We start from the raw sequence: 26,073 nt of genomic DNA on the forward strand, positions 1-26,073 counted from the left end.
GGCGGCGTGAAGGCCGCGGATCGCAAGGCGATCGACGCGGCGCTGGCGCGCTTCGACCCCGCCACCCGGCTGGTTCTGCTCTACGGCCCCGACGAAGCGCAGGCGCGCGAGATCGCCGACCGGTTCACCGTGCTGCTCGCCCCGCCGGACGATCCGATGGGCCGCATCGATTTCGAGCCGACCGCGCTCGCGGCCGATCCCGCAAGGCTCGCCGATGAAGCCGCCGCAGTTTCGATGTTCGGCGACCGCCGCCTGATCCGCGTGGACGGCGCGGGCGACAATTGCAGCGCCGCGATCGAGGCGCTGCTGACGGCACCGGCCGCCGGCAATCCGGTGGTGATGGTGGGAACGGGCAGCCTGAAGGCGACGTCCGCGCTCATCAAGACCGCAGCCGCCTCCCCGCTTGCCATCGTCGCGCAGTGCTTCGTGCCCGATGGGCGCGAGGCGGTGGACATGGTGATCGATGCCTGCGCGCGGCACGGCCTGAAACCCTCTCGCGAGGCGGCGGACGCGCTGGCCGCCGGCTTCGGCGCCGAGCGCGGCGTGCTGGCCCGCGAACTCGAAAAGCTTGCGCTCTATCTCGATGCCGCGCCCGACCATGTGCGGGCACTCGAAATGGATACGCTCGCCGAACTCGGCGCGGCGATGGCCGAATCGGACTTCGACGCGCTCGTGAACGCGGTCGCCGACGGCAATTCCACCGAGGCCGAAGTGCAGGCGGCAAAGCTGGGCCGCAACGGCATCGTGGGCATTCCGCAACTGCGCGCGGTGGCGCGGCGGCTGACGCTGCTCGGCGAGCTGAGGCGCACGATCGATACGGGGCGCAGCGCGAAGGAAGCCGTGGAAGCGGCGCGGCCGCCGATTTTCTGGAAGGCGCGCGACCGCATCGCGCGGCAGGCATCGGCATGGAACACGCCGGCACTGCGCAGCGGGCTTTCGCGTCTTCTGGAAGCAGAGCGCCAGATCAAGTCTCCGGGTGCGGCAAGCCCCGAATTGCTGACATCACGCGCGCTACTGGCGGTTGCGCATCTGGCGCGGCGGCGGCGCTGAACCGCGCCTGGCTTTTCCGCACGATGCGCTAATGCCGCCCGGAAACGAAGGCGGCGAGCCGCACCAAGCCCCGATCGATCACGGTCTGATCGAGCGGGCGCTCCAGCTCTTGCAGCAAATCCTGCAAATCCGTGCTCTTCAGTTCCGGGCATTGCGTTGGCGGAGGGGATATGCCCTTGCCCTGTCTGCTGCCGGTGTCCTTTTCGGCCATCTTGTTTTCCACCCGGTGTCCGCGATCCCCAACCAGGCGGATACGATGCACCGTTTTTCTTAATGTTCCCTCACGGCGGTTAACGCACGACGAGAGATTCGGGTCCACCCCGCCGCGCCCCTGCGCGCGACTGCGTTGCTAACGTGCATCATCCCCCCCTGCAGCGTCAACGCCGGGCGCAAACGATAAGCCGCCCGGACCGGCGGGGGAGCACGGACCGGGCGGCGATGCAGGCCGGGGCACACGGGGGACTTGGCGCCGCGGCCCTTTCGGGCAACATTTGGAGCACTTTGTCTGCCGCGGGGACGGCCTCGTGCCCTTCTTTCAGCAGACCGCCCGGCGGGAACGGAGAGGAACCAGGGGAGGAACCGTTGGCTGATCAGTCTGCAGGCACAGGTCTAGCCCCGGAATCGTAAACGAGTCGTAAACGGCGCACGTATAAGTTGTATTGGGCGCTTAAAAGTTGCGCCGGACGACTTTCCGTGGGGAACGATCTAGCGCCGCAGCGCTGATCGAAGCCGGGAGAAGGCGTCGAGGTGACGCGCCCGATCGGCTTGTGCGGCCTCTCGCAGCGCCGCCCCTGATTCGGAGCCTGCGAGCGCTTCGGCGACCTCCGCGAACGGTGCCGCCGCCCGTTCGAGCCGGCTGAGCCGAAGCTCTGCCGCCGCCCACGCGCTTTCGCCCGCACCAGCGCCGGCTGCAGCCGACACGGCGGTTTCGGCAGCCCTCAGCGCATCGGCCCACGCGCCCCGCGCCGCCGCAAGACGCGCTTCGAGCGCGGGAAGATCGGGCGCAGGGCTCGAGACCGCCGTCGGCGGCGCGGCAACGCAGGGACGGGCACCGACCGGCGCCGATTCGGCCGCGGGGCCGCAGGGGGCGTTCGGCGATCCCGGCACGCGCGCCAGCGATGGCCATTCGCCGCCACGGTTCGCGCAGGCGCCGAGCATCAGGGAAACGGCCAGAAAAGCCGGGAAAGCAAGGTATCGCATCGCGGCGGGACGATAGAGGTGCCGCCCCTCAGCCGCAAGCGCGCGCAAACCACCACGCCAGTGCAAACACGGGCTTGAACACGATGCCCGAGGCGACTATGAAGCGCCCTCCCGTGCGCGCCCGTAGCTCAGCTGGATAGAGCATCAGACTACGAATCTGAGGGTCGGACGTTCGAATCGTTCCGGGCGCGCCAATTTACTCTTTAGTCCCTCAGACGCCGGGCGGGTTTGTTTGCTGCCCCTCAAACGCCGGGCGGCCGCATCCGCGGCCTTGGCTTCCTCGCATAAGCTCGGTCGGCCGGTCGGCCTTGCGAACCCTATCGGGTTCGGGGGCGCTGCTTTCTGACTATCGTGTCGGCGTTTGCCCCGATAAAGCAGCGGCATGGGCGATTACCGCATTATCGATGTCCAGCTCGACGACCGCACGATCCTGTGGCGGAGCGCCGATATCGAGCAGGAGCGGCGCGTTGCCATCTTCGATCTGCTTGAAGGCAACAGCTTCCGGCTCGTGACGGCGCGCGGCGCGCCGCACGAGGGGCCCTACCGGATTCGCCTGCGCGTGGAGGACGGGCGGCTCGCCATCGACATCGCGGATAGCGACAGCGAGCACATCGAAACGATCGTGCTCGCGCTCTCTCCTTTCCGGCGCGTGATCCGCGAATATTTTGCGGTCTGCGAAAGCTATTACCAGGCGATCCGGCAATCGACGGCAAGCCAGATCGAAACCGTCGACATGGCACGGCGCGGCATCCACAACGCCGCCGCCGAAACGCTGATCGAGCGGCTGAGCGGCAAGATCGAAGTGGATTTCGATACGGCGCGGCGGCTATTCACGCTGATCTGCGTGCTGCACATCCGCGGCTAATGGTCTTCTGAAAGGGACAGGGTTTCATGGCGGTGATGTCCGACAAATGGATTCGCGGGCAGGCGCTTGAGAACCGCATGATCGAACCGTTCGTGGACAGCCAGCGCCGCGAGGGCACGATCAGCTTCGGCCTCTCGTCCTATGGCTATGACGCGCGCGTCGCCGACGAATTCAAGATCTTCACCAACGTCGATTCGGCGGTGGTCGACCCAAAGAATTTCGATTCGAACAGCTTCGTCGATCGCAAGACCGACGTGTGCATCATCCCGCCCAACTCGTTCGCGCTCGCCCGCACCGTGGAGTATTTCCGCGTGCCGCGCGACGTGCTCGTCATCTGCCTCGGCAAATCCACCTACGCACGCTGCGGCATCATCGTGAACGTGACGCCGCTCGAGCCCGGCTGGGAGGGCCACGTGACGCTGGAGTTTTCGAACACGACGCCGCTGCCCGCGCGCATCTATGCCAATGAAGGCGCGTGCCAGTTCCTGTTCCTGCAGGGCAACGAACCGTGCGAGACGAGCTATGCCGATCGTGCGGGGAAATACATGGGCCAGCGCGGCGTGACGCTGCCCCGGCTCTAGGGCCGTGACCGAGGAACAGACGCGCCGGGGGCTTGCGGCGGGTGTCGGCGCCTTCCTGATCTGGGGCACGATGCCCCTCTACATTCACGTGTTCGTGGGTATCCCGGCGGCCGACGTGCTCGCGCACCGCGTGCTCTGGGCGTTCGTGCTGCTTGCCTTCGCCGTCGTGGTATTCAGGGGCTGGACTCGGCTGCGGATCGCGATGGCCGCGCCGCGCCTGATGCTGATGCTTGCCGCGAGCGGGGCGCTGATCGCGGTAAACTGGCTGATCTACACGTGGGCGGTGCTGAACGATCGGGCGCTTGACACGAGCCTCGGCTATTTCATGCAGCCGCTGCTCAACGTCGCGATCGGCGTGCTGCTGCTGAAGGAAGCGTTCCCGCTTTCCAAACGCATCGCTGTCGCGCTGGCGGCGATCGGCGTCGGTATCGTCACCGTGGTGCACGGATCGCTGCCGTGGGTTTCGATCGGGCTCGCACTGTCGTTCGGGTTCTATGGTGTCATCCGAAAATTCACGGTCGTCGATCCGGTGACGGGGCTTGTCGTGGAAACGGGCTGGCTGGCCCCGGTCGCGGCCGGATGGCTGGCGATGGCGCCGCGCGACGTGTTCGGCCACGGCACGGCCATCGATATCGCGCTCATCGGCTCGGGGCTCATCACCATCATACCGCTCGGCCTCTTCGGCTATGCGGCGCGGCGGTTGCCGCTCTCGACGATCGGAATGCTTCAGTATCTGGGGCCTTCGCTGGTGTTTCTCGCCGCCGTCTTCATCCTTGGCGAACCGCTCGACATCGGCCGCCTTGCCGCCTTCGTCTGCATATGGGCCGGGCTCGTCGTCTTCTCGATCGGCGGCTTACGCGGCGCTGCAAATCCCGCTAGACCATAACCCCATGGACAAGATCATCATTCGCGGCGGAAGGCCGCTTTCCGGACGCATCGCCATCTCGGGCGCGAAGAACGCCGCACTCACGCTGATGCCCGCGGCGATCCTCACCGAGGAACCGCTGACGCTGCGCAACCTGCCGCGCCTCGCCGACGTCGACACGTTCGGCCACCTGCTGAACCAGCACGGCGTCTCGACGATGATCGAGGGCCACCGGCGCGGCGAATTCGGGCGCGTGATGACGATCAAGGCGGCGCGGCTCACCTCGACGCTCGCGCCCTACGACATCGTGCGCAAGATGCGCGCTTCGGTGCTCGTGCTCGGGCCGCTGCTCGCGCGCGCGGGCGAAGCCACCGTGTCGCTCCCCGGCGGCTGCGCGATCGGCAACCGGCCGGTCGACCTGCACCTGAAAGCGATGGAATCACTCGGCGCCGAGATCGAAGTGACGTCAGGCTATGTGAAAGCGACGACCGCCAAGGGCCTTGTCGGCGGGCGCATCGACTTCCCGATCGTTTCGGTGGGCGCCACTGAAAACGCGCTGATGGCCGCCGCGCTCGCGAAGGGCGAGACGGTGATCGAGAACGCGGCGCGCGAACCCGAAATCGTCGACCTCGCGAACTGCCTCAACGCGATGGGCGCGAAGATCGAGGGGCACGGCACCTCAACAATCCGCGTGCAGGGCCGCACCAGCCTGCACGGCGCGACATATGCCGTGATGCCGGACCGGATCGAGGCGGGCAGCTATGCCTGCGCGGTCGGCACGGCAGGGGGTGAGGTGGAACTCGTGGGCGCCGATCTCGCCACGCTCGGCGTCGTGGCGGACCGGCTGCGCGATGCGGGGCTGGAGGTCACCGCCACGGACGAGGGTGTCCGCGTGAAACGCAACGGGCCGATCCGCGCCATCGATATCGAAACGCAGCCGTTCCCCGGCTTCCCCACCGACATGCAGGCGCAGTTCATGGCGATGCTGGCGCTGGCGGAGGGCACCAGCCACCTGACCGAAACGATCTTCGAAAACCGCTACATGCACGTGCCCGAACTCGCGCGCATGGGGGCGGACATTCGCGTTTCGGGGCGCACCGCCGAAGTGCACGGCGTCGCGAAACTGACTGGCGCGCAGGTGATGGCGACCGACCTTCGCGCCTCGATGAGCCTCGTGCTCGCGGGCCTCGCGGCGGAGGGCGAGACGGTGGTGAACCGCATCTATCACCTCGACCGCGGCTACGAGCATCTGGAAGAAAAGCTCTCCGGCGCGGGCGCCGACATCGAGCGGGTTTCCAGTGACTGAGCGGCTGCGGCTGCTGGCGGCCGACGAGGCGGATCTCGAAACGATTTCCGCGCTGGTGCAGGACGCCGCCGTGAAGCGCGGCGACATTGCCTATGATGCGAAGGCGCGGCGGCTCGTCATCATCGCCAACCGCTACCGCTGGGAAACGCGGCAGCCTTCACGCGTGCGCTGCGCGCTGCGTATCGATTCGCTCACCCGTCTCAAGCGGCGCAACTGGCCATCTTCCGATGCGGTGCTCGATCTGCTCGCGCTGCGCTGGGAAAACGGCGGCATCGAGATCGATTTCGCGGGCGGGGCGGCACTGCGGGCGGATGCGGAATGCATCGATGTGGAGCTGCACGACCTGAGCGGTCCATGGGGCGCGAAGCGGACGCCGCGTCACCAGCTTTAGCGCTCGGCGTCCTTGAGCAGCTTGTCGCGCCCGGCGAAGAGCAGCCGGTCTTCCTCCTCGAAACCGCGATACCAGAGCACGATCCCGTAAGTGGCAAGGATCGCCGGCAGGCCGAGCACGAGTTCCCAGTACGCGACCAGATAACGCTGCACGAGGATGCCGACGGCGAAGGCCGCACCGGCCGCAAGCAGCATCGGCCAGCGCCATCCGGAGACCGGCTCGCCGAGCGTGGCGCGCAGCAGCCGCGATTTGACGACGGTCGCGAACAGCCCCGACGCGAGGAGCGCTGCGGCGGGCGCGATGCCGTTCACGGCGGCGTTCGGCGTTTCAGCCGGGAACAGCACGCGGAACAGCGGAATGAAGGCGAGCGTGAGGCCCACCTGGACGCCGAGCGTCACCACCGACAGCATGAGGTTGCGGTGCCGCGCGGTGTAGACGAGGCAGGTTTCCGCGACCGCGCCCGTGACATAGGCGATTTCGGCGAGCAGCAGCAGGTTGAGGATCATCGTGCCGCTGCCGAAGCCTTCGCCGACAAGATCGAGCACGGCTTCGCCGGTCATGCCGAGCGACAGCGCGATGCCGATCTGCGCGGCGAGAATCCAGAAACCGACCTGGCGGAGATGCCCGGCGATGATGGCGTTGTTCGCCTGCTTGAGACCGTTTGTGATGACCGGCGCCAGAATCGGATCGAACGTCACCTTCAGCTTCTGCGGCAGCGTGACCACCTGCTGCGCGACATAATAGATGCCGAGCACGGCAGGCGTCGCGAACTGGCCGAGGATCAGCAGATCGATGCGGCGCGAGGCCCATTCGATGGCATCGGCGCCCGCGATCGGCAGGTTTTCCCGCATCATGCGGAACAGGCGGACGGGGTGCGGTCGCCAGCCATGCGGCAGGCCAAACAGGCGCACGCACGGTACGATCGATGCCAGGAACGCGGCGCCGAGCGATACGGCGTAGGCGATGATCATGGCGTCCGGCTTCCATTCCGGGATCATGGCGAGCGCGGCAGCCAGAATCGTGAGCACCCACGGCTCCACGATCGAGCGCGCCGTCACGGTGGCGCCGACGCGGTGTCGGTACGCGAGCGCGGCAAGCGCGACATCGGAACCGACAATGAAGATCGCGGTGAGCGGGAAGATGCGGTCGAGCCCCGAGATCTTGCTGTTCGGAAAGACGATCTGCGGCACCGCGATCATGATGAGCGCGCCGATCAAGGATAGCATCCACGCGAGCGCAAGCCCGTCGCCGACGACGTGACTTTCCGGCCGATCGCCCTTGCTGAGTTCCTTGGCGAGGCCGCGCTTGAGGCCGATGGTGGCAAGCGCCGCCATCAACTCCACGATCATCGTGGCATAAGCGAAGCGGCCGAGCGCCTCCGCACCGTAGAGCTGCCCGGCGATGAACAGGAAGGGCAGGCGCGCCAGCAGCCGGAGCACGAATCCGAAGAAGTTCGTGCGCCCGCCCTTGGCGAGCGCCGCGGTATCCGCGTCGCGCGTCCCTTCTTCGGTCTTTTCGGTCAAACCCGGCGCACCGGGCGGTTCGTCCTCATGGCACCGCTTTAGAGGATCACGCGCCAAAGTGTGAGTGGATTTGCGCTGCCCGCCTCAGCCCAGAATCGCCTCGGCGCGCTCGATGTCCATCATCGCGGCGGCCCGGCTTGCGTGAAATCCCGCGAACGCGACCTGCTTCATAAGCGGGCCTTCCGAAAGCAGCAGCGCGTCGCCGTAGACATCGAGCTGCCCCGCCGCCTGTTCGGCACGGCGCAGCAGCGGCTGCACGAGCACCGCCGCGGCAAGGCTGGTGCCCCCGCTCTCGCTGCGCGCGAACAGCCGCTCGAGCGCCAGCTTCACCGCGCGGCGTTCGGCGTTCGCCTCCACGATCATCTGCTCGTCCTCGGTGAGCACGGGGCCGGCGGGAACCGGCGGCGCAGCCGCAGCGACCGCGATGCGCGCGCGTTCGACCTGTGCCAGAAGATTGAGCGGCGGCCCCTTCGCTTCCGCAAACACATCGGCAGGCGGAAGATCGGCACCCGCAGAAAGATCCACGGGTTCGGTTTCCATGAGATCGGCGAGTTCGGCATCGATATCGAAGGCGGCGACCTGCGATATCCCGGTTTCCTTTCGAATTTCGCCCGCGACGCGTTCGACGATGAACGGCTGCATCGTAAGGAATGTCAGCACGAACAGCGCCGCCGCTGCCGCGAGCAGCCCCGCCAATAGCCAGCGTTCCTGCCGGGCGAGCGTCGCGGCAGCCGGAACCGATGGCACGATGATGACTTCCGGTTTCATGAGCGACCGGGACAGTAATCGATCGCGCGAACATCATGGTGAATTATTTCATGATCGAACAGATTAAGTGATTGTTTACTTCCAAGTCCTGTGAATGCGAAATGAAACCGTTCCGCATCTGAAGTAATTAACCAATTATTAACCTTGTCTACACCGTTGCTTCGAGCGCCGCGCGCTTCATGCTGGCGAAAGGTCGGTGCGGGCAGTCTCTTCGTCGAACGGGCCTTGTTGCCGCCGCGATTGGCGCATACACGGCGCACACGGGACGGTAACGGATACGCACGCCTTGGGCCGATTTCTGAAATCAGCACTGAAAATTTCGCTCGCCTTCGGAACCCTCCTGCTCGTCATCCTGGCGGTCGCGGTGGGCATCCAGATGTCGTCGCTGCCTTCGTTCGACGACATGATGCGTTCGCCGAACGGCCAGTCCATCCGCGTGCTTTCGGCGGACGGCGCGGTACTCGTATCGGTCGGCCCGTCCTACGGCCAATGGCTGACCTACGACGAGATTCCCGATGTGATGGTGGACGCGATGCTGGCGGTGGAAGACCGTCGCTTCCGCTGGCATCCCGGCATCGATCCGCTGGGCATCGCGCGCGCACTGTTCGTGAGCGCGAAAACCGGCGACCGGCTGAAGGCGACCTCCACGATCACGCAGCAGCTGGCGCGCAACATCTTCCTCAACAACAACCGCACGTGGACGCGCAAGGCGAAGGAAGGCCTGCTGGCGCTTGCCATCGAACGCAAGTTCTCGAAGGAGCAAATCCTCGAGCTGTACCTCAACCGCGTCTATTTCGGCGGCGGCGCCTACGGCATCGACGCGGCAAGCCGTCGTTTCTACGGCCATAGCGCGCGCACGCTGAGCCTGCCCGAGGCGGCGATCATCGCGGGCCTTGTGAAAGCGCCCTCGCGCTATGCACCTTCCTCCGATCCCGAACGCGCCCGCGCGCGCGCCGCGGTCGTGCTGTCGGTGATCGACGAAATGAAGCCGCTGCCCGATCTCGCCGCCGCGCAGGCCGAGCTGAAAGAGATCACGTTTGCGCCGCAGGCCCGGCAGAACAACGTGCGCTACTTCACCGACTGGGTGATGTCGCAGCTCGATATCCTGACCGACGAGACGGTGGAGCCGCTCGTCGTGCGCACGACATTGTTGTCTTCGATGCAAAAAGCGGCAGAAGACGCCGTCCGCACGCAGACGCCCGCAGGGGCGCAGGGCGCACTCGTGGCGCTGTCGCACGACGGCGCGGTGCGCGCGATGGTGGGCGGCAAGGATTATGTCGAATCGCTCTACAACCGCGCGACGATCGCCGAGCGGCAGCCCGGTTCGGCGTTCAAGCTGTTCGTCTATCTCGCCGCGATCGAGAGCGGCGTGCTGCCCGACGATATCGTCGTCGACGAGCCCGTGCAGATCGGCGGCTGGAGCCCACGCAATTCGAACGGACGCTTCGCCGGCGAGATGACCGTGCGGCAGGCGTTCGCGCTGTCCGTCAACACGGTCGCGGTGCAGCTCGGCGCACGTGTCGGCTTCGATGCCGTCGCCGACATGGCGCGGCGCTTCGGCATCACGACACCCGTCAGCCGTCAGCCCGCGACGGCGCTTGGCGCCTCCACGGTCCGCCTGATCGACATGACCTCTGCCTATGCCGCCGTGGCGCGCGGCGGTATCGAGGTGCGGCCCTATGCCGTCACCACGATCGAAACCGGCCGCGGTCGCAAGCTTTACGAGCGCCAGGCGGAAAACCCGCGCGTGCTCGTCGCACCGTGGGTCGCCGCGAACATGACCAACCTTCTGCAGGCGGCGGTCGAGACCGGCACCGGACGTCAGGCGCAGATCGGTCGTCCGCTCGCGGGCAAGACCGGCACGACCAGCTCCAACAAGGACGGCTATTTCGTGGGTTTCACCGGCGATCTCACCGCCGGCGTCTGGATGGGCCGCGACGACAACAAGCGCGTCGGCGGGCTGCAGGGCGGTGTCGCACCTGCGCGGGCCTTCGCGGCGTTCATGCGCGTGGCGACCAAGGGGATGCCGGTCGTGGAGCTGAACAGCAACATCCAGCTCGACGATGCGCTGAGCGAGCCCGATGCGGAGGTCTATGGCCTTGACGGCACCATCGCGGGCTATCCGGACGAATATTACCGCGGCGGGCCCGATTATCAGGGCGCGATCGAGGTGCCGGTGGACGGCGAGGGCAATCCGCTGCCCCGCGAGCGCCGACAGGGAAGCCTCGACAATGCCTGGCTGGAAGAGGCCGCGCCGGCACCGGAACCCTCAGCGGCGCCCGATCCAATGTAGCGCGGCGCCGTGCGTGGCGAGCCAGCGTGTCGCCTTGCGCGCGGTGGCGCCCGACAGGCGGCTGCACAGAGCGTGGAATTCCGGCCCGTGATTGTGATGGACGATGTGCGCCACCTCGTGCGCGGCGACGGCGCGGCGCACGAATTCCGGCGCCATCACGAGCCGCCAGCTGAACGCAAGCGCGCCTTGGCTGCTGCAGCTGCCCCAACGGCCGGTGGTGTCGCCGAGGCGGATCGGCGGCGGGGGCAAGCCGATCTCGGCGGCAAGCACGGCGCAATCCTCGGTGAGCAGCCGCAGCGCCTCGCGCCGCAGCCAGGTTTCCACGCGGCGCGGCAGCGCTTCGGCAGGACCGCCGATAAGCAGCAGCTCGCCCTCCAGCCGGGCGGTGCGCGGCAGATCGGCGAGCCATTCGATCCTGATCTCGGCATCGCCGCAGGGGATGGAGACCCCCGGCGCGAACGGGCGCGGCGCGGGCCATTTCCCGGTACACGCCGCGATCCACGGCTTCTGCGTTTCGAGGAACGCGGCGGCGCGCCGATGCGAAACGCCGCTTGGCAGCGTGAGGCCGATGCAGCCGAGCGCGGCGTCGGCGCGAAGCGTCATGCGACGGGCACGCGGGCTGACGCGCACACGCAGCGGCACGGTGCGACCATCGACATCCAGCACGTCGGGAAGAACAGGTTTGCGCGAAAGCGTGCGCCGCAGGAACGCGAGGCTCACAGTTCGCGGTCCAGCATATGGTGTTCGAGCGGGCCGGCCTCGTCCTCCGAAACCGTCCATCCGCTTACCGATTCGCCGGCACGCTTCACGCTTTCCGGGTCTCCCGTGATCAGCGGATGCCATTCGGGCAGCGGCTCGCCGCGTTCGAGCAGGCCGTAGGCGCACGTGGAAGGGAGCCAATCGATGCTGCGCAGCTTCGCCGGGGTCAGCCGCACGCAGTCCGGAATATGTGCGTGGCGGTTGCGATAATCCGAGCAACGCCCCGAGCGACGATCGAGCAGGCGGCAGGCGACGTTGGTGGCGACGAGCTCGCCCGTATCCTCATCCTCCAGCTTGTGCAGGCAGCATTTGCCGCAGCCGTCGCAGAGCGCTTCCCACTCCGCGCGCGACATCTCCTCAAGCCGCTTCGTTTCCCAGTAGCGCGGCGTCAGCGCACCCATTTGGCGAGGCCTGCGGCGATCGCCGCCGCATCGTCGGCACGCTCGAAATACATGACGGGCTTTCCGTCCGGGTCCATCAGATAGATGAACGCGCTGTGATCCATAAGGTAGTTCTGCGGATCGGTGCCCTCACCCTTCGCGGCATAGACGCGGTAGGCGCGCTTCGCGGTATCGATTTCCGCCTGCGTTCCCGTGAGGCCGATGAGACGCGGGTGGAACGCCGCCACGAAATCCTTGATCACGGCGGGCGTATCACGCGCCGGATCGACGGTGATGAACACCGGCTGCACGCGCGCACCGGCAGCGGGATTCGTCGTCTCGAAAGCCATCAGGCCCTGCGCCATGCGCTGCACGTCCACCGGGCAGACATCCGGGCAGAAGCTGTAGCCGAAATAGACGAGGCGGTAGCTGCCCTTCAGGCTGTCGTTCGTGACGCGCTTGCCGTTCTGATCGGTGAGCGCGAAATCGCCGCCGATGGGCGCGCCGGCGAGCGGCGGCTCCTCGACCCCTTGCGCGGCGGGCTTCGGCGCGGCGAGCCAGATGAACGCGGCAACAAGCGCGACCGCCGCCGCGAGCAGCAGCGCGATGCGAAGAAAGGGGAGGCGACGCGGTTGTTTCATATTCAGCTTGTCCGGCCTATAGACCAGCTTTGCCCCCGGGGACAAATCGGATCCGTGCCACATGTCCAGCCTGCGTAATCTTGCCGCTTTTCTCATGACGTTCGCCGCGCTGTCGCTCGCCGCGCCCGCCGCCGCGCAATTTTCGGACCGCTACAATTTCTTCAAGGCGGTGAAAGAGGGCGACGTGCTGAAGGTGAAGTCGCTGATCGACCAGCCGGGATCGACGCTGATCGACATGCGCGACAACGATTCGGGAGAGATGGCGCTGCACATGGTGACACGCCGCCGCGACGTGCCCTGGATGAACTTCCTGATCGCCAACGGCGCCAGCGTGAACGTGCGCGACAAGGACGGCAACACGCCGCTGCACACCGCCTCGCAGCTCGGCTTCATCGACGGTATCCAGACGCTCGTGCGCCGGAAGGCGGACGTGAACGCGGTGAACGGCCGGGGCGAGAGCCCGCTGATCGTCGCCGTGCAGCAGAGGAACGCGATGGTCGTGCGCGAGCTGCTGAACGCAGGCGCGAAACCCGATCTCGCCGACCATGTCGCCGGCATGTCCGCACGCGACTATGCCGAGCGCGACCGACGCGCCGCCGCGATCGTGCGCATGTTCAAGGACAACGACAACAAGGCGAAGGCTGACGAGGCGAAGCCGACGACCGTGCTGCCGCTGCCGAACCCGGGCAACTGACGGGCCGCGGCGTGCCGCAGCCGCAATCTCTCCAGCAGGCGCCGCTGCCGACGGCGCTCGGCACCGCAGGCGTTCGTGTCCGCACGCTCGTTACCATCCGCTGGATGGCGATCGCCGGGCAGTCGATCGCGTTCCTCGTCGTGCACCTGCTGCTCGGCTTCCAGGTGCCGCTTGCGGCGGCGGGCGCCGCGATCCTCGCCTCCGCACTGCTCAACATCGGGCTTTCGACGCTCTACGCGCCGACCGCGCGGCTTGTCGGCGTCGAGGCGCTGCTGCATCTCGCGTTCGATCTGCTGCAGCTCAGCGTGCTTCTGTACCTGACCGGCGGCCTCGCCAACCCGTTCAGCGTGCTGCTCGTCGCGCCGGTGACGATTTCGGCGACGCTGCTCAGCGCGCGCGCCACGGTGGCGCTGATCCTGATCGCGATGGCGATTCTGGGCGTGCTCTGGCAGTGGTCGCTGCCGCTGCCGTGGGCCGGGCCGCCGCCGGTGCTGCCGCCGATCTACGTGCTCGCGAGCCTCGTCGCGCTCGGCTTCACGGTCGTCTTCCTCGCCATCTATGTGCTGCGCGTCTCGCTCGACGCGCGGCGCTGGCAGCAGGCACTCGTCATTACGCAAGCGGTGCTGGAACGCGAGACGAAGATGTCGGCGCTCGGCGCGCTTGCTGCGGCATCGGCGCACGAACTCGGCGGGCCGCTCGGCACGATCAGCCTCGTCGCTCGCGACCTTGCCGAAACGCTGGGAGGCGACCCCGATTTCGGCGAGGACGTCGCGCTGCTCGATCGTGAAGCCAGGCGCTGCCGCGAGATCATGACCGACCTTGCGCGCCGGGCCGAAGTGGATGCGCCCTTCCCGCACGTGCCGCTGCGCGTGCTGCTGCACGAGGTGGTGCAGCCCTTCGAGGCGAGCGGCAAGTCCGTGGTCGTCGAGGCGCCCGCCACTGTGGTGGCGCGCACGCCCGAGCTGCTGCACGGGCTCGTCAACCTTGTCGACAACGCCGTTCGCCACGCGGCGCGCGAGGTTCGGATCGTGGCGATCGCCGACGCTGAAACCGTGACGCTGCAGATCATCGACGACGGCGCCGGGTTTCCGCCCGAGCTGCTGCCGCATCTCGGCGAGCCCTATCTCGGCCCGTCACGCTCGGCGCGCGGCGGCACCGGGCTTGGCATCTTCATTGCGACCACGCTGATCGAACGCACCGGCGGCGCGCTGACGTTCCGAAATGCCGCAGGGGGCGGAGCGGTAGTCGAAATCAACTGGCCGATCGCCTATATCGCGGCAGGAACGGAAGGACAGGCATGACCACCGAAACCGAAACCGGCGCTCCGCCCTCGGCTGATCGCACGCTGCTGCTCGTCGACGACGACAACGCCTTTCGCCAGCGGTTGGGCCTGACGCTCGAGCGCCGCGGTTACACAGTCGCGGCCGCCGCGAGCGTTGCAGAGGCGCGCGGCATCGCGGCCGAACTGAAGCCGGCGTACGCCGTGCTCGACATGCGGCTTGGCGACGGCAACGGGCTCGACCTCGTCGCGGAGCTGCGGGCGCTCAGGCCCGGCATCCGCATCGTGATGCTGACCGGCTACGGCAACCTCGCCACCGCTGTCGCCGCGGTGAAGGCAGGCGCGGTCGATTATTTGCCCAAGCCCGCCGATCCCGATGCGATATTGAACGCGCTGCTCGCGCCCGGCGAGGCAAAGCCCGCGCCGCCCGAGGAGCCGATGTCCGCCGACCGCGTGAAGTGGGAGCATATCCAGCGCGTCTACGAGCTGTGCGACCGCAACGTTTCGGAAACCGCACGGCGGCTGAAGATGCACCGGCGCACGCTGCAGCGTATCCTCTCGAAACGCTCGCCGCGTTAAGATAACTCCCCAAAAAACGGGTCTTCGGAGCGCTGGAAGCGGCTTGCCGCGAGCCGGCCGAAGCGCAGGATTTCCGTGCGTCGCCTTGCAGCAGGCAGCGGGCTTGCAGGGGCGTTGCGCAGAATCGCCGCGTCGAAGCGATCGGCAACAATCACACCGCTGATTTCCGGCCGGAATGCAGGTTCATCGAGGATCGCAGCGGGAATGTGCGGCGGCACCGCCCAGAAGAAGCGGTCGCAGAAGTCGAGATAATCGGGCCACTTCATGTCGCCGCGCAGATCGGCGAGTGAGACCTTCACCTCGCAGATCACGATCTCGCCCTTCGCATCGATCGCATACACGTCGGCACGGCGGCCGTTGCGCAGCGGCACCTCGGCAAGCGCGGCAAGACCGAGATGATGGAACATGCGCGTGACCCCGCGCACGACGTCGCAGGCGACCATGGGCGATTCGGCGGAAAGGGCGGCAAGATTCATCCGCCGCACTCTAGCAGAACAGGACGGGAACGAAAGTGGCCTAGCGGTAGAAGACGTGACCGCCGATGCGGCGCGTCTGTTCCTTCACGCGGCGCCAGCCGGGCTTCACGTAAGTTGCGTGGAAGAACGTCGCCTTGTCGGTCACGTCCTGCCACCCCTGACCTACGGCGATGATCGCGATGGCTTCGGCGCGCTTCCATGCCGGGCCTTTGACGGCGGGAACATCGGGCTTGCCGTCGAAGGTGAAGGAGAATTGCCCATTCTGGTAGACCACGGCGCAGATATCATCGGGCCAGCGCTCGTTCGCAGCGCGATTGAGGACGACCTGCGCGACGGCGAGCTGGCCTTCGAGCGATTCGCCGCGCGCCTCGTAGTAGATCGCGCTGGCGAGACAGCGCATATCATCCTCAAGTTCGCTGCGGTGCATGTCGGCGACATCACCGACGAGCGCCGCAAGATCGATGGGGGGCGCAGGTTCCTCGGAGATCGAGAGGCCGACGCGTGGCGTCTGGTCCACATCGAGTTCGCTTTCGAGGCGAACCGGCGAGAAGGGCAGGCCCTGCTGAACGGCGCTCGGCACATTGAGCGCGATCGCGGTGGGTTCGAGATTGCTGACGATGTGATCGCCCGCCACCGGGGCGGCGCTCGGCCAGACCATCGCGATCATCGCCGCGCAAAACGCGACGAGGCTGATGCCCCGTATGGATTTCGACATGGAAGGGTCCGCTCGTTGTCCGGGGCTGCCCAAGGGGGCAAACGGGGCCGAAAATCAGGCCGCCAGCGCCGGGAGTTCAACATCAGCGCCAGCCCAGAAGGCTTGGCACATAATCATTTCGCGGTGCCGATTGCCTTCCGGACAGTCGAAAGTCAAGAAATTGTTAATCTTTGTCGACAAAACGCCCTGGATTCTCGATATCCAGTTCGACGATCCACAGATCGGGATCGAATTTCCTGCGCTTTTCGAGCGCTTCTTGTGCAGCGGGATCACGCTCTTCGCGGTTTTCGAAGATCGGCTGCCACGAGACCTTGCCGTCTCCCATATTCACGCGGGAAAGCGCCGTTATCGTGCCGGAAGAATCGCGCAGGAGAAGCAGAACGGCGCCCGAATCAGGCTCGCCCTTGGCAAGGACGGTCGCGAATCCGCCCGCGGCCTCTACCCGGCGGCGAAGCGCGCCGACCCAAAAATCCGTCTTGATTCGCATCGCGCCGATCAGGCGCTTGCAACGGCCGCGTGTCCAGGCTGATCGGGCTTGGCATCGAGCAGGCCGAGCATCCGCGCCTTGTCGCCCAGCCGCTGCAGCCCGCCCGAATCGCCATCGACGAAGACGAGACCCATCAGCCCCTGATCCGCCCACGCGACAAGGCACGGAAACGTGCCGTATTTGGGGAGGAACAGGTGAAGCGCGGTGCCCTTCGCCAGCATCTGCTTGCAGGCGATGCGGGCACCGCTTGTCGAGATGTCGCGCACAATGCACCCGAACTGCCGGTCGATCAGGCGCACCTCGCCCTTGAACACGACCTGACGGCGGCCCGCGAGACGCGCCGCCTTGCCTTCAGCCTGGGTGGTTTCGATGCTCATGCTGCTTCGCTATGCCCGACTCCGCTTAAAAGCACGTAAAGAGCGTCACTGTTGTTGGTGCCGCGCAGCTTGTCGACAAGACGCCGATCCCGGAACATGCGGCTGATCTGCGCAAGCGCCTTCAAGTGATCTGCGCCCGCATCCTCGGGCGCGAGCAGCATGAACACGAGATCCACGGGTTGCCGATCGATCGCATCGAAATCGATCGGCGGATCGAGCTTAGCGAACAGACCCTGCACGGACTTCAGTTCGGACAGCCGCGCGTGCGGCACGGCAACGCCCCCGCCGAGCCCGGTGGAGCCGAGTCGTTCGCGCTCGAGAAGCACCTCCATGATCCGCGCCTCGGGCACGTTCACGATGGGCGCGGCAAGCGCGGCGAGCTGCTGGAGCAGGGCCTTCTTGCTGCCGGCGCGGAGTCCGGTGTGGACCGTTCGCGGTGTGACGAGATCGAACATGGCTGAACTTATATCCCGGACCGTCTGGAAGGGCCGTTAACGCGCCGCCGCTCAGGCGGCGGGCGGTTCGACCCAACCGATGTGCCCGTCTTCGCGGCGGTACACCATGTTGTAGGCGCCCGTGCGGCTGTTGCGGAACATCAGCGCGCCGGTGTGCCGGAGATCAAGCATCATCACCGCGTCTGAAACGCTCGCATCGGGAATGTCGACGCGGGTTTCGGCGACGATGAGCGGGTTGTCGGCGCTCTCTCCAGCCTCTTCCACCTCGTCGTCGGCAGCACGCAGCACGCGGTATTCCGCGTCGAAAGCGACATCTTTCACGCCGTTGAGGCGGTGATGGTCTTCGAGCCTGCGCTTGTAGCGGCGCATCTGCTTGTCGATCTTTTCGGCCGCACCGTCGAACGCAAGCTGCGCGGTTTGCATTGCCCGGTCCGACGCCTTCAGCACGAGACCCTGCGTCAGTTGCATCAGGATGTCGCACACGAATCCGGCATCATGGGGGCCCGGCTTGAGCGTCACGTTCGCGCCGGTGGCGCGCACGCCGTATTTCTGCACCATCGCGCCCAGACTGGTTTCGATATGCGCTGTCAGCGAAGCGCCGACATCGATCTGCTGACCTGAAACGCGGATATCCATTTCGGCCCATCCTTTCTTCTTGGCCTCGCCCGCCGGTTTGCGGGGCGATGACGGGTAACGTGTTACAGAACGCGCAGGGTTGCGCGTTCGACCCCAACATGACTCATCCTGCGCCAATCTGCTCCCACAGCGGATTTTTGAGCAGCCTGAGAAAGGCAGCGTGCCGCGCCAGCTCTTCAGGCGTCGCGGCGTGCGGGCGGGGCGCCACGTAGCTGCGTTCGACGCGGATCGCAACCGTTTCCTCGTGCACGGTTATCTGGCCAAGCGACATTCCGATCTGACGCCCGCCCATGAGCTCGACGTAAACGCGTGACAGCAGCTGCGCGTCAAGCAGCGCGCCATGCTTGTCGCGCGCGGTCAGATCGATGCTGAACCGGGCGCACAGCGCATCGAGCGAATGCTTCGCGCCGGGAAACTTCTTGCGCGCCATGACGAGCGTGTCGTCAACGCGTTCGATCGGAATCTGGTCGTGCCCGCAGTTGCGCAGTTCCCAGTTGAGGAAGCGGCGGTCGAACTCGGCATTGTGCGCAATCAGCCGCGCATCCCCGACGAACGCAATAAAATCGGCAGCGATCGCGGCAAAAGGAGGTTTGTCGGCAAGAAACCTGTCGGAAAGCCCGTGCACCGCCTCGGCCTCCGCGGGCATGGGCCGGCACGGATTTATGTACGCGTGGAACGTACGCCCCGTTTCGATACGGTCGACGAGTTCGACGCAGCCGATCTCGCAGATGCGATGCCCGTCCGACGGGTCGAGACCGGTCGTCTCGGTGTCGAAGATGACCTCACGCATGACTTGCAATATCGGACTCCATGGCGCCGGAGACAAGAGACGAGATGACGGATTTCGGTGCGGGTTTCGCGCAGGCTTTGGCCCGTGTCGATCACGAAATCAGCGCGACGGCGCTTTTCCCTGTCGCGCATCTGAGTCGCTAGGATGGCGAGGAATTTTTCGCGGCTCATGCCCGGCCGCGCCAGCACGCGGCGGCGCTGCACATGCGCGGGCGCCGACACCACAATGGTCGCGTCGACATGCGCATGACCGCCGCCTTCGAAAAGGAGCGGAATATCAAGCGCGACGATGGCGATACGGTTATGCCGCGCCGCTTCCAGAAACGCCATTTGCGCCTGCCGCACCATAGGATGCACGATCGCCTCGAGTCGGCGGCGCGCTTCGGCGTTGCCGAACACCGCGGCGCCGAGTTTCGGGCGGTCGACCCCCTTGGGGCCGGTCGTGCCCGGAAATGCTGCTTCGATCGGCGCGAGCGCCGCGCCGCCGGCGCCTTGCAACCGATGAACTTCGGCATCGGCATCGAACACCGGCACGCCCGCGCGCCGCAGCATCGACGCGACGGTCGACTTGCCCATGCCGATCGAGCCGGTGAGTCCGAGGATGATCATTGCGTGAGCAGAGCCTTGAGTTCGTCCTCGCAGCCTTCGGGCGGGGCAGCGCCGAAGAACAGCGAAAACGCGATCGCGGCCTGGCCGACCAGCATTTCGAGCCCGTCCACGGTTTCGAGGCCCTGAGCCGCCGCTGCCTTCAGAAGCGCCGTTTCGCGCGGGCTGTAGACGATGTCGTAGACGACCGCATCGTCGGGGAGCGGCGAGAGGTCGAGATCGAGCGGCGGCTGGCCGGTCATGCCGAGCGCACTCGCGTTCACCAGCAGCGCGGCTTCGGGAAGCGGAGCGTCGAGCGGTTTCGCAGATCCCTTGAGGCCGAATGCGGCGAGCAGGCCCATCGCTTTCAAAGGGTTGCGGTTGAGCACGGTCACCGGGCCGACCTTCGCTTTCGACAAGGCAAAGAGGACAGCGCGCGCCGCACCGCCCGCGCCGACGACCGCAACCGGCCGGCCTTCGAGATCGAGGCCTGCGATCGGCGCGAAGAAGCCGCCGGCATCAGTGTTCGTCCCGAACAAGGTGCCATCCTCGGCGCGCGCGATCGTGTTCATCGCGCCGATACTCGCGCGCACCCCGCCCGGGTCGGCAACATGATCCATCACCGCGATCTTGTGCGGAATCGTGACGTTGCAGCCGCGCCAGTCCGCATCGTCCCGGCGGCTTTCGATATAGGCGGCGAGGTCTTCGGCCTTCACGTGCGCGCGGCGGTAGTCCCCAGCAATGCCGAGCCGATCCAGCCAGAATTTATGAATGAGCGGCGACTTTGAATGGCTGATCGGATCGCCGATCACCTCGGCATAGGGCAGGGTCATATCGGCATCACGCTGCGGGTTCTGAGATAATCGAGCACGGGGAGGAGCGGCAGGCCACGGATGGTGAACTGGTCGCCATCGACGCGCGCGAACAGCTGCGCGCCGCGCCCCTCGATATGATAGCCGCCGACCGATCCCAGCAGGACATCGCCGCACGCGTCGAGATAGGCTTCAAGAAATGCGTCCGAAAAGTCCCGCATCGCGAGCCTGGCCACGCCGACGAACCGCCACACGGGGGTGCCGTTCTCCGCCACGACAGCTGCGGACACCAACCGGTGGGTGCGGCCGCGCAGCATCCGCAGCTGGCGGGCGATCGTTTCCCGGTCGGGCGCCTTGTCGATCATCGTGCCGTCATCGAGCGCGACAACCGAGTCGCTGCCGAGAACCAAGACGCCGGGCAGTTTGCGCGAGATTTTCACCGCCTTGGCCTCGGCGAGCGCATCCGCCACGCCGCGCGCGTCCGTGCCCTCGGCGGCAAGCGCACGCTTGAGTTCGGCCTCGTCGACCATCGGCGCCAGCGCCTCGAACGGCACGCCCGCTGCCGTCAGCATCGCCTGCCGGGACGCGCTCGTCGATGCGAGAACGAGTGACGTCATGCCGCCGAGCCGTTGGCGCGCGCCTCGGCGCGTTCGTTGTAGAGGTTGATGATGGCGGCCGCCGACTCCTCGATCGAACGGCGTGACACATCGATCACCGGCCAGCTGTTGTCGGCGCAAAGCCGCCGCGCCGCCGCGACCTCCTTCGTCACTTCGTCCATATCGACGTACGATGTCTCTGGTGCCTGCGCGAGGCTGAGCAGCCGGTTGCGGCGTACCTGCACCAGCCGGTCGGGGTTGGTGGTGAGGCCGACGACCAGCGGCTTCGACAGGCGAAAAAGCTGATCGGGTGGGCGGCTCGTCGGCACCAGCGGCAGGTTCGCGGTCTTGTAGCCACGGTTCGCAAGATAGATCGAGGTCGGCGTCTTCGAGGTGCGCGAGACGCCGATCAGCAGGATATCGGCCTCTTCCCAATTGTCGGCGCCCTGCCCGTCGTCGTGGTTCATCGTGTAGTCGATGGCGGCGACGCGGCGGAAATACGCCTCGTCCATCTGGTGCTGACGGCCGGGCCGGGCGGCCGCGCGCTGGCCGAGCACCGTCTGCAGGCCCTCGATCACGGGATCGAGCACACCCACAGCCGGCAAACCCATCGCGCGGCAGCGTGCCTCGAGGTGGCTGCGCATATCGGCGTTGACGAGTGTGAACAGCACGAGGCCGGGGCGGCTCGCGATATCCATCAGCACGCGGTCGAGGTGGCCCTTCGATCGAACAAGCGGCCAGAAATGCTTGATCGTCTCGACGTCCTCGAACTGCGCGAGGCCGGCTTTCGCAACCGATTCAAGCGTTTCGCCGGTCGAATCGGAAACGAGATGCAAGTGCAGCCGCATGTATCGCCTCCTGCCGCGCGGTTGTGGATAAGCCCCCGGACGACTCGATTAAGGACTCACGGGATAACCGGCAAGCGGGTGGTCGTTCATCCTCCCGCCGGTCGGCAAGGGCAGATCATCCCCAGGTGGACAATCCGAAACGCGTCCTGTGAATTCGGTGGATAAGTCGAGCCCCGCGATGCAAACCCACGCGAGGCTTCATCCGGCTGCGTCATGCTTGCCTGTGGACTTCACAGGAAACCCCGTTATCCCCAGCCCAACAATCAACCAAATCCATTTCTATATATTTATAAGAGAAGAGATATGGGGTTCCGGTCCTTGCTCGCAGTGCTGAACGGTGAACGACAGGCCGTGCCGCCCGTGTGGTTCATGCGTCAGGCGGGGCGCTATCTGCCCGAGTATCGCGCGCTTCGTGCCGAGAAGGGCGGCTTTCTGGCGCTCGTGTACGATAGCGACGCCGCCGCGGAAATCACACTGCAGCCGATCCGGCGCTTCGGCTTCGACGGCGCGATCCTGTTTTCGGATATCCTGATCGTACCGCACGCGATGGGCCAGACGCTGACGTTCACGGCAGGCGAAGGTCCACAGCTCGCGCCGCCGCTTGCGAATGCCCGCTTGGAGGATTTGAGCGCCGCGCCGCATCACCTCGATGCGATCTACGAGACGGTTCGCAAGGTTGCAGCCGCGCTTCCAGGCGAAACCACGTTTCTGGGCTTTGCAGGAGCGCCCTGGACGGTCGCGACCTACATGGTCGCGGGAGAGGGCAGCCGGGACCAGGCAGCGGCGCGCTTGATGGCCTACAAGGAGCCTAAGCGCTTCTCGGCGCTGATCGATGCGATCGTGGACGTCACCGTGGATTATCTCGCGGGCCAAGTCGCTGCGGGCGCTCATGCGGTGCAGATCTTCGACAGCTGGTCGGGCAGTCTCGCACCGGATGAATTCGATCGCTGGGTGATCGCGCCGACACGCGCGATCGTGGAGCGGCTGAAGGCGCGCGCGCCAGTTCCGATCATCGGTTTCCCCAAGGGCGCTGGCGGCAATCTGCCGCGCTATGCGCGCGAAACCGGTGTCGATGCCGTCGGGCTCGATGAAACCGTGGACCCGGTGTGGGCGGACGCGGTGCTGCCCAAAGGGCTGCCTGTGCAGGGCAATCTCGATCCGTTGCTGCTGCTTGCAGGCGGGGATGCGCTCCCCGCGGCCGTGCGCCGCATTCGCGAAGCCCTCGGCGCGCGCCCGCATGTGTTCAACCTCGGCCACGGCATCGACAAGGAAACGCCGATCGCGCATGTCGAGGCCGCGCTCGCCGCGATCCGGAAGCCGCTGTAGATGGAAAGCTGGGTCGGCTGGCTTGGAGCTGCACATCTCTGGGTGCGGGCCTTCCACATCATTTTCGTGATCTTCTGGATGGCGGGCATGTTCATGCTGCCGCGCTATCTCGTTTACCAGCACCCCGCCCTGCCCGGTTCCCCGGAGGAGGCGCTGTGGACGACGCGCATCGCGCGGCTCCGCAAGATCATCGTCGGCCCTGCAATGGTGATGGTCTGGGCGCTCGGCCTTGCGCTCGCCTTCAATCTCGGCTTTGCGGGCAATGGCTGGCTGTGGGTGAAGCTCGCCATCGTGTTCCTGTTTTCGGGATTCCATGGCTGGATCGTCGGCGTTTCGAAGACGATGGCGCGGGGCGAACGCCCGGTGAGCGAACGCGGCCTTCGGATGCTGAACGAACTGCCGAGCCTCGTCGCGATCGTCGTGGTGCTGCTCGCGGTGCTCCGGCCTTTCTGATCTGCTTGACTTCCGGGAAGGCGCTTCCTAAGTCGGGGGTCAAGTCCTCGTTCTGAGGCGCCCGCGCAGGGCATTGTTTCGATTTCAGACGTATCCCCCCTGGCGCCGATACTTTCACGATTCACCGAAGGCCCCCCGATGGTCATGCACCTTAAAGACCTCAAGAAAAAAACCCCCGCCGACCTCGTTGCCATGGCCGAAGAGCTTGGCGTCGAGGGCGCGTCCACGATGCGCAAGCAGGATCTGCTGTTCTCGATCCTGAAAGCGCTTGCCGACAACGATGAGCAGATCATGGGCGGCGGCACCATCGAGGTGCTCCCCGACGGTTTCGGCTTTCTGCGTTCACCCGAAGCGAACTATCTCGCCGGGCCGGACGACATCTACGTGTCGCCGAACCAGGTCCGGAAGTTCGGTCTGCGCACCGGAGACACGGTCGAAGGCGAGATTCGCGGCCCCAAGGACGGCGAACGTTATTTCGCCCTGACGAAGCTCTCGCTCATCAACTTCGACGATCCCGAGCAGGTCCGCCACCGCGTCAATTTCGATAACCTGACGCCGCTCTATCCTGATGAGAAGCTGACGCTCGACACGCTCGACCCGACGCTGAAGGACAAGTCGGCGCGCGTCATCGATATCATCGCGCCTCAGGGGAAGGGCCAGCGTGCGCTGATCGTCGCGCCGCCGCGCACGGGTAAAACCGTCCTCCTGCAGAACATCGCCAAGGCGATCACGGACAACCACCCCGAAGTGTTCCTGATCGTGCTGCTCATCGATGAGCGGCCCGAGGAAGTCACCGACATGCAGCGCAGCGTGAAGGGCGAGGTCGTCTCCTCGACCTTCGACGAGCCGGCGACGCGTCACGTGCAAGTCGCTGAAATGGTTATCGAAAAGGCGAAACGCCTTGTCGAGCACAAGAAGGATGTCGTCATCCTCCTCGATTCGATCACGCGTCTCGGCCGCGCCTACAACACGGTTGTGCCGTCGTCGGGCAAGGTGCTGACGGGCGGCGTTGATGCAAACGCCCTGCAGCGCCCCAAGCGTTTCTTCGGCGCCGCGCGCAACATCGAGGAGGGCGGTTCGCTCTCGATCATCGCCACGGCGCTTATCGACACCGGCAGCCGCATGGACGAGGTGATCTTCGAAGAGTTCAAGGGCACCGGCAACTCCGAGATCGTGCTCGACCGCAAGGTTGCAGACAAGCGCATCTTCCCGGCGATCGACGTGGGCAAGTCCGGCACCCGCAAGGAAGAGCTTCTGGTCGAGAGGGACAAGCTTTCGAAGATGTGGGTGTTGCGCCGTATCCTCATGCAGATGGGCACGATCGATGCCATGGAATTCCTGCTCGACAAGATGAAGGATTCCAAGACCAACGACGATTTCTTCGCGGCGATGAACCAGTAGGCCGAAGGAGCGTTTGGCCCCGATGGATATCAGCCTTCTTTTCTCTGCGGCCGCGGCCGCCGGCGCGAGCAGCCTCGGAGGTCCGGCCGACATCTGGGCGGCCATCGTCCACGATTTCTCCAATATCGGCTCTCCGACGGCGCTTGCCGCCTTCACACAGGTCTTGCTGATCGACATCGTGCTCGCCGGCGACAACGCCATCGTGGTGGGCGCGCTTGCAGCCGGTCTGCCGCCCGATCAGCGCCGCAAGGTGATCGCTATCGGAGTTCTGGCTGCGCTCGTGCTGCGCATCGCGTTCGCGCTTGTCGTCACGCAGCTCATGCAGATCGTCGGGCTCATCCTGGCGGGTGGGCTGCTCCTGCTGTGGGTCTCGTGGAAAATGTACCGCGAGCTTCACCCGGCGGGCACAAGCCAGTCTCCGGGATCTCCCGAGATTGCGGGCGACGAGGATTCCGGTATCCGTCCGGCGAAGAGCTTCATCGCTGCGGCCTGGGCCGTTGCGCTCGCGGACGTTTCGATGAGCCTCGACAACGTGCTCGCAGTGGCGGGCGCAGCGCGCGATCACCCGGGCATCCTGATCGTCGGCCTCGTCCTCTCCGTGGCGCTGATGGGCATCGCGGCGAACATCATCGCGAAATATATCGAGCGCTATCGGTGGATCGCCTACATCGGGCTTCTCGTGATCATCTATGTTGCGTTCAAGATGATCTACGAGGGCATCGTCGATCCCTCGGTCGGGGTAATGACGCTCAGTATGTTCGGCGGTTGACTCCGGCCCTGGGCCGGGACAGCATCGGCATCATGGATATGCGCAGTCTTTCACGCCGCCTCTGCAGCGGGGGCCAGCTTCTGGCGGGCATCTAGCCCCGGACCCTGACGGCATGTCCCGACGGGTTCGGGGCAGTTCAGCCGCGTCCCCCCAATGCCGTCAGAAAGACCTGTT

At 65.9% G+C, this 26,073-nt stretch carries 31 protein-coding genes, 1 tRNA gene and 1 pseudogene; 15 read left to right on the plus strand and 18 right to left on the minus strand.

Annotated features, from left to right (window positions below; translation table 11 throughout):
- The first annotated feature begins 6 nt into the window (after positions 1-6).
- The gene (gene holA / locus H2052_RS07055; protein ID WP_293779579.1) at positions 7-1,050 is read left to right on the plus strand and encodes a DNA polymerase III subunit delta; all 1,044 of its coding nucleotides are present in this window, start codon (positions 7-9) and stop codon (positions 1,048-1,050) included.
- 28 nt (positions 1,051-1,078) lie between these two features.
- Here holA and H2052_RS07060 read toward each other — a convergent pair whose 3' ends face one another.
- Positions 1,079-1,261 (minus strand): hypothetical protein, encoded by a 183-nt coding sequence (locus H2052_RS07060; RefSeq protein WP_293779581.1) that lies wholly within the window; start codon positions 1,259-1,261, stop codon positions 1,079-1,081.
- Between the two features lie 494 nt (positions 1,262-1,755).
- A complete protein-coding gene (locus tag H2052_RS07065; RefSeq protein WP_293779583.1) occupies positions 1,756-2,298 on the minus strand; it encodes a hypothetical protein in 543 nt (180 codons plus the stop codon).
- 69 nt (positions 2,299-2,367) lie between these two features.
- Here H2052_RS07065 and H2052_RS07070 point away from each other — a divergent pair.
- The 6 genes from H2052_RS07070 to H2052_RS07095 all read left to right on the plus strand — a co-directional run bounded on the left by H2052_RS07070 (position 2,368) and on the right by H2052_RS07095 (position 6,258).
- A tRNA-Arg gene (locus H2052_RS07070) sits at positions 2,368-2,444 on the plus strand.
- A 188-nt stretch (positions 2,445-2,632) separates the two neighbouring features.
- Positions 2,633-3,115: a UPF0262 family protein gene (locus H2052_RS07075; protein ID WP_293779585.1), complete on the plus strand. Its 483-nt coding sequence runs from the start codon at positions 2,633-2,635 to the stop codon at positions 3,113-3,115.
- Positions 3,116-3,141: 26 nt separating this feature from the next.
- Complete coding sequence (gene dcd, locus H2052_RS07080) at positions 3,142-3,696, plus strand: dCTP deaminase (RefSeq protein WP_121053732.1); 555 nt, start codon at positions 3,142-3,144, stop codon at positions 3,694-3,696.
- 4 nt (positions 3,697-3,700) lie between these two features.
- Entirely contained in the window at positions 3,701-4,582 is an 882-nt protein-coding gene (gene rarD, locus H2052_RS07085) for an EamA family transporter RarD (RefSeq protein WP_293779589.1), read from the plus strand.
- 4 nt (positions 4,583-4,586) lie between these two features.
- The gene (gene murA, locus H2052_RS07090) at positions 4,587-5,867 is read left to right on the plus strand and encodes a UDP-N-acetylglucosamine 1-carboxyvinyltransferase (protein WP_293779591.1); all 1,281 of its coding nucleotides are present in this window, start codon (positions 4,587-4,589) and stop codon (positions 5,865-5,867) included.
- A complete protein-coding gene (locus H2052_RS07095; protein ID WP_293779593.1) occupies positions 5,860-6,258 on the plus strand; it encodes a DUF2948 family protein in 399 nt (132 codons plus the stop codon). The genes murA and H2052_RS07095 overlap by 8 nt, the downstream gene beginning before the upstream one ends.
- On the opposite strand, the gene H2052_RS07100 is transcribed toward H2052_RS07095, so the two are convergent.
- Both H2052_RS07100 and H2052_RS07105 read right to left on the minus strand, forming a co-directional pair.
- On the minus strand, positions 6,255-7,781 hold the full coding sequence (locus tag H2052_RS07100; protein WP_293779595.1) for an oligosaccharide flippase family protein: 1,527 nt from the start codon (positions 7,779-7,781) through the stop codon (positions 6,255-6,257). The two genes, H2052_RS07095 and H2052_RS07100, sit on opposite strands and share 4 nt — an antisense overlap.
- Positions 7,782-7,865: 84 nt before the next feature.
- Entirely contained in the window at positions 7,866-8,528 is a 663-nt protein-coding gene (locus tag H2052_RS07105; RefSeq protein ID WP_293779597.1) for a hypothetical protein, read from the minus strand.
- Between the two features lie 307 nt (positions 8,529-8,835).
- On the opposite strand from H2052_RS07105, the gene H2052_RS07110 reads away from it, so the two are divergent.
- Positions 8,836-10,842, plus strand: coding sequence for a PBP1A family penicillin-binding protein (locus H2052_RS07110; RefSeq protein ID WP_293779599.1), 2,007 nt, complete (start codon positions 8,836-8,838; stop codon positions 10,840-10,842).
- On the opposite strand, the gene H2052_RS07115 is transcribed toward H2052_RS07110, so the two are convergent.
- The 3 genes from H2052_RS07115 to H2052_RS07125 are packed head-to-tail and all read right to left on the minus strand — an operon-like array spanning position 10,819 to position 12,622.
- Positions 10,819-11,562, minus strand: coding sequence for a SprT family zinc-dependent metalloprotease (locus tag H2052_RS07115; RefSeq protein ID WP_293779601.1), 744 nt, complete (start codon positions 11,560-11,562; stop codon positions 10,819-10,821). The two genes, H2052_RS07110 and H2052_RS07115, sit on opposite strands and share 24 nt — an antisense overlap.
- Positions 11,559-12,002, minus strand: coding sequence for a YcgN family cysteine cluster protein (locus tag H2052_RS07120; protein ID WP_293779603.1), 444 nt, complete (start codon positions 12,000-12,002; stop codon positions 11,559-11,561). The genes H2052_RS07115 and H2052_RS07120 overlap by 4 nt, the downstream gene beginning before the upstream one ends.
- Positions 11,990-12,622, minus strand: coding sequence for an SCO family protein (locus tag H2052_RS07125; protein ID WP_293779605.1), 633 nt, complete (start codon positions 12,620-12,622; stop codon positions 11,990-11,992). Before H2052_RS07125 ends, H2052_RS07120 begins: the two co-directional genes overlap by 13 nt.
- Positions 12,623-12,683: 61 nt before the next feature.
- On the opposite strand from H2052_RS07125, the gene H2052_RS07130 reads away from it, so the two are divergent.
- From H2052_RS07130 to H2052_RS07140, 3 genes are read left to right on the plus strand one after another with little or no spacing between them, the layout of a single operon-like run.
- Entirely contained in the window at positions 12,684-13,316 is a 633-nt protein-coding gene (locus H2052_RS07130) for an ankyrin repeat domain-containing protein (RefSeq protein ID WP_293779607.1), read from the plus strand.
- An 11-nt stretch (positions 13,317-13,327) separates the two neighbouring features.
- Positions 13,328-14,617, plus strand: a complete 1,290-nt coding sequence (locus tag H2052_RS07135; RefSeq protein WP_293779609.1) for an ActS/PrrB/RegB family redox-sensitive histidine kinase — start codon at positions 13,328-13,330, stop codon at positions 14,615-14,617.
- Positions 14,614-15,174 carry an ActR/PrrA/RegA family redox response regulator transcription factor gene (locus H2052_RS07140; RefSeq protein WP_293779611.1) on the plus strand — a complete coding sequence of 187 codons (561 nt, stop codon included), beginning with the start codon at positions 14,614-14,616 and terminating at the stop codon, positions 15,172-15,174. Before H2052_RS07135 ends, H2052_RS07140 begins: the two co-directional genes overlap by 4 nt.
- Here H2052_RS07140 and H2052_RS07145 read toward each other — a convergent pair.
- The 11 genes and pseudogenes from H2052_RS07145 to H2052_RS07195 all read right to left on the minus strand — a co-directional run bounded on the left by H2052_RS07145 (position 15,171) and on the right by H2052_RS07195 (position 21,950).
- Positions 15,171-15,650 carry an MmcB family DNA repair protein gene (locus tag H2052_RS07145; protein ID WP_293779613.1) on the minus strand — a complete coding sequence of 160 codons (480 nt, stop codon included), beginning with the start codon at positions 15,648-15,650 and terminating at the stop codon, positions 15,171-15,173. The two genes, H2052_RS07140 and H2052_RS07145, sit on opposite strands and share 4 nt — an antisense overlap.
- A gap of 40 nt (positions 15,651-15,690) precedes the next feature.
- The gene (locus H2052_RS07150) at positions 15,691-16,365 is read right to left on the minus strand and encodes a cell wall hydrolase (RefSeq protein ID WP_293779615.1); all 675 of its coding nucleotides are present in this window, start codon (positions 16,363-16,365) and stop codon (positions 15,691-15,693) included.
- Positions 16,366-16,528: 163 nt separating this feature from the next.
- Entirely contained in the window at positions 16,529-16,852 is a 324-nt protein-coding gene (locus H2052_RS07155) for a DUF1491 family protein (RefSeq protein ID WP_293779617.1), read from the minus strand.
- An 8-nt stretch (positions 16,853-16,860) separates the two neighbouring features.
- Positions 16,861-17,229 (minus strand): PilZ domain-containing protein, encoded by a 369-nt coding sequence (locus H2052_RS07160; RefSeq protein ID WP_293779619.1) that lies wholly within the window; start codon positions 17,227-17,229, stop codon positions 16,861-16,863.
- The gene (ptsN, locus tag H2052_RS07165) at positions 17,226-17,684 is read right to left on the minus strand and encodes a PTS IIA-like nitrogen regulatory protein PtsN (protein WP_293779621.1); all 459 of its coding nucleotides are present in this window, start codon (positions 17,682-17,684) and stop codon (positions 17,226-17,228) included. The genes H2052_RS07160 and ptsN overlap by 4 nt, the downstream gene beginning before the upstream one ends.
- 51 nt (positions 17,685-17,735) lie before the next feature.
- Positions 17,736-18,320: a ribosome-associated translation inhibitor RaiA gene (raiA, locus tag H2052_RS07170; protein WP_293779623.1), complete on the minus strand. Its 585-nt coding sequence runs from the start codon at positions 18,318-18,320 to the stop codon at positions 17,736-17,738.
- 103 nt (positions 18,321-18,423) lie between these two features.
- Positions 18,424-19,110, minus strand: coding sequence for a DNA polymerase III subunit epsilon (gene dnaQ / locus H2052_RS07175; protein WP_293779625.1), 687 nt, complete (start codon positions 19,108-19,110; stop codon positions 18,424-18,426).
- A gap of 29 nt (positions 19,111-19,139) precedes the next feature.
- Positions 19,140-19,718 (minus strand): annotated as a pseudogene (coaE, locus tag H2052_RS07180) (dephospho-CoA kinase); the annotation flags it as partial.
- Positions 19,715-20,527, minus strand: coding sequence for a shikimate dehydrogenase (locus tag H2052_RS07185; protein WP_293779627.1), 813 nt, complete (start codon positions 20,525-20,527; stop codon positions 19,715-19,717). The pseudogene coaE and the gene H2052_RS07185, both read right to left, overlap by 4 nt.
- Positions 20,524-21,123, minus strand: a complete 600-nt coding sequence (locus tag H2052_RS07190) for a Maf family protein (protein ID WP_293779629.1) — start codon at positions 21,121-21,123, stop codon at positions 20,524-20,526. Before H2052_RS07190 ends, H2052_RS07185 begins: the two co-directional genes overlap by 4 nt.
- A complete protein-coding gene (locus tag H2052_RS07195) occupies positions 21,120-21,950 on the minus strand; it encodes a pyruvate, water dikinase regulatory protein (RefSeq protein ID WP_293779631.1) in 831 nt (276 codons plus the stop codon). The genes H2052_RS07190 and H2052_RS07195 overlap by 4 nt, the downstream gene beginning before the upstream one ends.
- Before the next feature lie 303 nt (positions 21,951-22,253).
- On the opposite strand from H2052_RS07195, the gene hemE reads away from it, so the two are divergent.
- The 4 genes from hemE to H2052_RS07215 all read left to right on the plus strand — a co-directional run bounded on the left by hemE (position 22,254) and on the right by H2052_RS07215 (position 25,899).
- On the plus strand, positions 22,254-23,276 hold the full coding sequence (gene hemE / locus H2052_RS07200; RefSeq protein ID WP_293779633.1) for a uroporphyrinogen decarboxylase: 1,023 nt from the start codon (positions 22,254-22,256) through the stop codon (positions 23,274-23,276).
- The gene (locus tag H2052_RS07205) at positions 23,277-23,729 is read left to right on the plus strand and encodes a CopD family protein (protein WP_293779635.1); all 453 of its coding nucleotides are present in this window, start codon (positions 23,277-23,279) and stop codon (positions 23,727-23,729) included.
- Positions 23,730-23,873: 144 nt separating this feature from the next.
- Positions 23,874-25,130, plus strand: coding sequence for a transcription termination factor Rho (gene rho / locus H2052_RS07210; RefSeq protein WP_293779706.1), 1,257 nt, complete (start codon positions 23,874-23,876; stop codon positions 25,128-25,130).
- Between the two features lie 22 nt (positions 25,131-25,152).
- Positions 25,153-25,899 carry a YjbE family putative metal transport protein gene (locus tag H2052_RS07215; RefSeq protein WP_293779636.1) on the plus strand — a complete coding sequence of 249 codons (747 nt, stop codon included), beginning with the start codon at positions 25,153-25,155 and terminating at the stop codon, positions 25,897-25,899.
- The last annotated feature ends 174 nt before the right edge of the window (positions 25,900-26,073 follow it).

This window comes from Sphingosinicella sp., from assembly GCF_013911755.1.
GTDB lineage: Bacteria > Pseudomonadota > Alphaproteobacteria > Sphingomonadales > Sphingomonadaceae > Sphingosinicella.

Bases quoted from the DNA above. Each gene is read 5' to 3' on its own strand.
- H2052_RS07060 (WP_293779581.1), bottom strand. From the start codon at position 1,261: ATGGCCGAAAAGGACACCGGCAGCAGACAGGGCAAGGGCATATCCCCT.
- H2052_RS07075 (WP_293779585.1), top strand. From the start codon at position 2,633: ATGGGCGATTACCGCATTATCGATGTCCAGCTCGACGACCGCACGATC.
- dcd (WP_121053732.1), top strand. From the start codon at position 3,142: ATGGCGGTGATGTCCGACAAATGGATTCGCGGGCAGGCGCTTGAGAAC.
- murA (WP_293779591.1), top strand. From the start codon at position 4,587: ATGGACAAGATCATCATTCGCGGCGGAAGGCCGCTTTCCGGACGCATC.
- H2052_RS07120 (WP_293779603.1), bottom strand. From the start codon at position 12,002: ATGGGTGCGCTGACGCCGCGCTACTGGGAAACGAAGCGGCTTGAGGAG.
- H2052_RS07125 (WP_293779605.1), bottom strand. From the start codon at position 12,622: ATGAAACAACCGCGTCGCCTCCCCTTTCTTCGCATCGCGCTGCTGCTC.
- H2052_RS07130 (WP_293779607.1), top strand. From the start codon at position 12,684: ATGTCCAGCCTGCGTAATCTTGCCGCTTTTCTCATGACGTTCGCCGCG.
- H2052_RS07140 (WP_293779611.1), top strand. From the start codon at position 14,614: ATGACCACCGAAACCGAAACCGGCGCTCCGCCCTCGGCTGATCGCACG.
- H2052_RS07145 (WP_293779613.1), bottom strand. From the start codon at position 15,650: ATGAATCTTGCCGCCCTTTCCGCCGAATCGCCCATGGTCGCCTGCGAC.
- H2052_RS07150 (WP_293779615.1), bottom strand. From the start codon at position 16,365: ATGTCGAAATCCATACGGGGCATCAGCCTCGTCGCGTTTTGCGCGGCG.
- H2052_RS07155 (WP_293779617.1), bottom strand. From the start codon at position 16,852: ATGCGAATCAAGACGGATTTTTGGGTCGGCGCGCTTCGCCGCCGGGTA.
- H2052_RS07160 (WP_293779619.1), bottom strand. From the start codon at position 17,229: ATGAGCATCGAAACCACCCAGGCTGAAGGCAAGGCGGCGCGTCTCGCG.
- ptsN (WP_293779621.1), bottom strand. From the start codon at position 17,684: ATGTTCGATCTCGTCACACCGCGAACGGTCCACACCGGACTCCGCGCC.
- raiA (WP_293779623.1), bottom strand. From the start codon at position 18,320: ATGGATATCCGCGTTTCAGGTCAGCAGATCGATGTCGGCGCTTCGCTG.
- dnaQ (WP_293779625.1), bottom strand. From the start codon at position 19,110: ATGCGTGAGGTCATCTTCGACACCGAGACGACCGGTCTCGACCCGTCG.
- H2052_RS07185 (WP_293779627.1), bottom strand. From the start codon at position 20,527: ATGACCCTGCCCTATGCCGAGGTGATCGGCGATCCGATCAGCCATTCA.
- H2052_RS07190 (WP_293779629.1), bottom strand. From the start codon at position 21,123: ATGACGTCACTCGTTCTCGCATCGACGAGCGCGTCCCGGCAGGCGATG.
- H2052_RS07195 (WP_293779631.1), bottom strand. From the start codon at position 21,950: ATGCGGCTGCACTTGCATCTCGTTTCCGATTCGACCGGCGAAACGCTT.
- hemE (WP_293779633.1), top strand. From the start codon at position 22,254: ATGGGGTTCCGGTCCTTGCTCGCAGTGCTGAACGGTGAACGACAGGCC.
- H2052_RS07205 (WP_293779635.1), top strand. From the start codon at position 23,277: ATGGAAAGCTGGGTCGGCTGGCTTGGAGCTGCACATCTCTGGGTGCGG.
- rho (WP_293779706.1), top strand. From the start codon at position 23,874: ATGCACCTTAAAGACCTCAAGAAAAAAACCCCCGCCGACCTCGTTGCC.
- H2052_RS07215 (WP_293779636.1), top strand. From the start codon at position 25,153: ATGGATATCAGCCTTCTTTTCTCTGCGGCCGCGGCCGCCGGCGCGAGC.